2 protein-coding genes are annotated in these 2,008 nt (G+C 40.2%); both read left to right on the top strand.

Translation table 11 applies throughout. The features are described from left to right. The coding region (locus tag AAEZ18_RS18240; RefSeq protein ID WP_350595484.1) for a zinc ribbon domain-containing protein at positions 1-375 on the top strand (375 nt) is incomplete at its 5' end. 159 nt (positions 376-534) lie between these two features. Further along, positions 535-1,857 (top strand): Fic family protein, encoded by a 1,323-nt coding sequence (locus AAEZ18_RS18235; RefSeq protein WP_350628520.1) that lies wholly within the window; start codon positions 535-537, stop codon positions 1,855-1,857. Positions 1,858-2,008 lie beyond the last annotated feature (151 nt).

Below are 2,008 nucleotides of genomic sequence, written 5' to 3'. Positions count from 1 at the left end.
TTCAATGGCAGTATGGTAGCTGACAATGTGATGGCTCTGATAACTCAGCTTTCAAAATACAAGGCTGAGCTTGAAGGTAAACTCTATCATGAAATTGGTCGATTTGAAAAATCGACTGGGATTTGCGCAGAATGCGGCCAACATCATGTTTTAACATTGAACGACAGAAATTTCACATGTACGGCTTGTGAAACTTACCAAAACCGAGACTTGTCAGCTGCTAAAAGCATAGCAAAAACAGGTGAATTAGATTTGATTGCGGCTGGAATCGTCGCAAGGGTTACCCCCACATCTCAGCAGAAATCAGCCATTAAAACGAAAGTCTTCGAGCTATCGAAGTTTGCTGTTGGAACTGAGAAAAAAGAAGCAGCCTAGCATTCATAAGCTAGACTGTAGAAGCCCATTGATCGACACGGAGTGGCGTCGATGGGTAGTTCACAAATCAAAATTTCTCTCCATATGATTCATAAGGTATAGACTTTTAAATCACAATTAGGTATAAAGTGATTTATAACGGAAGAAGGTTTAAATCACATGTATCATTGGCAACAAAAAAATTGGCCTCAATTTGAATATGACACAACACGCTTTGAGGCAAGTGTCAGCGAGTATTCGAAAAAAGCTTACAGTATTGAAGGGGCATTATCGCAAATACCGTTAAGTGACCATAATGATGCATTTGTCCACTTACTAGTGGAAGAAGCATTAAGCACCAGTGCCATTGAAGGTGAAAAACTTAACCGTGAAGAGGTGCGCTCATCAGTTGCTCGTTTTCTAGGGTTAAAAGAGCCAGAGCGTGGTGGTTACTTCCCTAAAGAAAAAGGCATTGCGGCAATGCTTGTTGATGTGCGCAAAAGCATTAAAAGTGCTATGTCTAAAACCTTACTTTGCCGTTGGCACACGCTACTATTACACGGTAGTGAAGATTATTATGTAAATCCTATTACAAAAGGCGATTATCGAGACTCGTCCATTGATGTAATAAGAGAAGACTTATACGGCGACAGTGAAATCATCTACAAAGCACCCGGTAATAATCGCACTGAGGTTGAACATGAAATGGATGCTTTCATACAGTGGTATAATAGCGCCAATTGTTCAGGCCCTATAAAAGCAGCAGTTGCTCATTTATGGTTTGTCGCTATTCATCCGTTTCAAGATGGGAATGGCCGTGTTGGTAGAGCCATAGCCGAGCATGCGTTATTTCAAGACTTTTCGAGACCGCCGCTTTTTAGTATGTCGAGCATGATTAATACTAATCGAATGGAGTATTATCAACAGCTTAGAAATACTAATGCTAGCTTACAAATTAATGAGTGGATAGCGTGGTTTGTTGAGCTAGTTAGAACTTCGCAAGATAAGTCACTTGAGTCCGTTGAGTTTGTATTGCAAAAATCAAAATTTTGGGCTGAATATGCAGAGGTCAAACTCAACCAACGTCAAGAGAAAGTGATGAAAAAAATCTTCACTGTCGGCGCTGACGGCTTTGTGCGTGATGGTTTAACTAATGAAAAATATCGAGCCATAACCGGTGCGCCACCGGCAACCGCTACAAGGGATTTAAAATCATTGGTTGATAATGGCTTACTCTACTCATCAGGTGAAGGTAAACGTGGCTTACGTTACTTTGTGAACTTCCCGCAAGATAACAGCCTGTTTGTAGGTAAAGAAAATGATCCATTGGTGGATGATATTAGCTTAAGCAAAATCTTAAAGAAAATAGAGCGTAATATTGAATATTTTCGTGGTGAAAAAAACTCAGGCTTAACAAAGCTTATCGATGAATATAGGGCTCTATCATTAGATGATAAAGTAGCGGATCGAAAGTTAGAAAAGCTTTTAGGACGAAACAGGTAAATTAGTTAGACCCTCTTTTGGGTCTGACGGATATTTTGTTTGCTCTGTTGGAAATGTGGCTGCTGATACAATTCAAAATACATTCAAGAGCAGGGCTAACTATTCCGATTCATCCCATCGACGCCGCTTCGCGTCGATCAATGGGTTTTCT

This window comes from Pseudoalteromonas sp. 19-MNA-CIBAN-0066, assembly GCF_040308705.1.
GTDB classification, from domain to species: Bacteria; Pseudomonadota; Gammaproteobacteria; order Enterobacterales; family Alteromonadaceae; genus Pseudoalteromonas; species Pseudoalteromonas nigrifaciens.
This window is presented reverse-complemented; position numbering and strand designations above follow the sequence as displayed.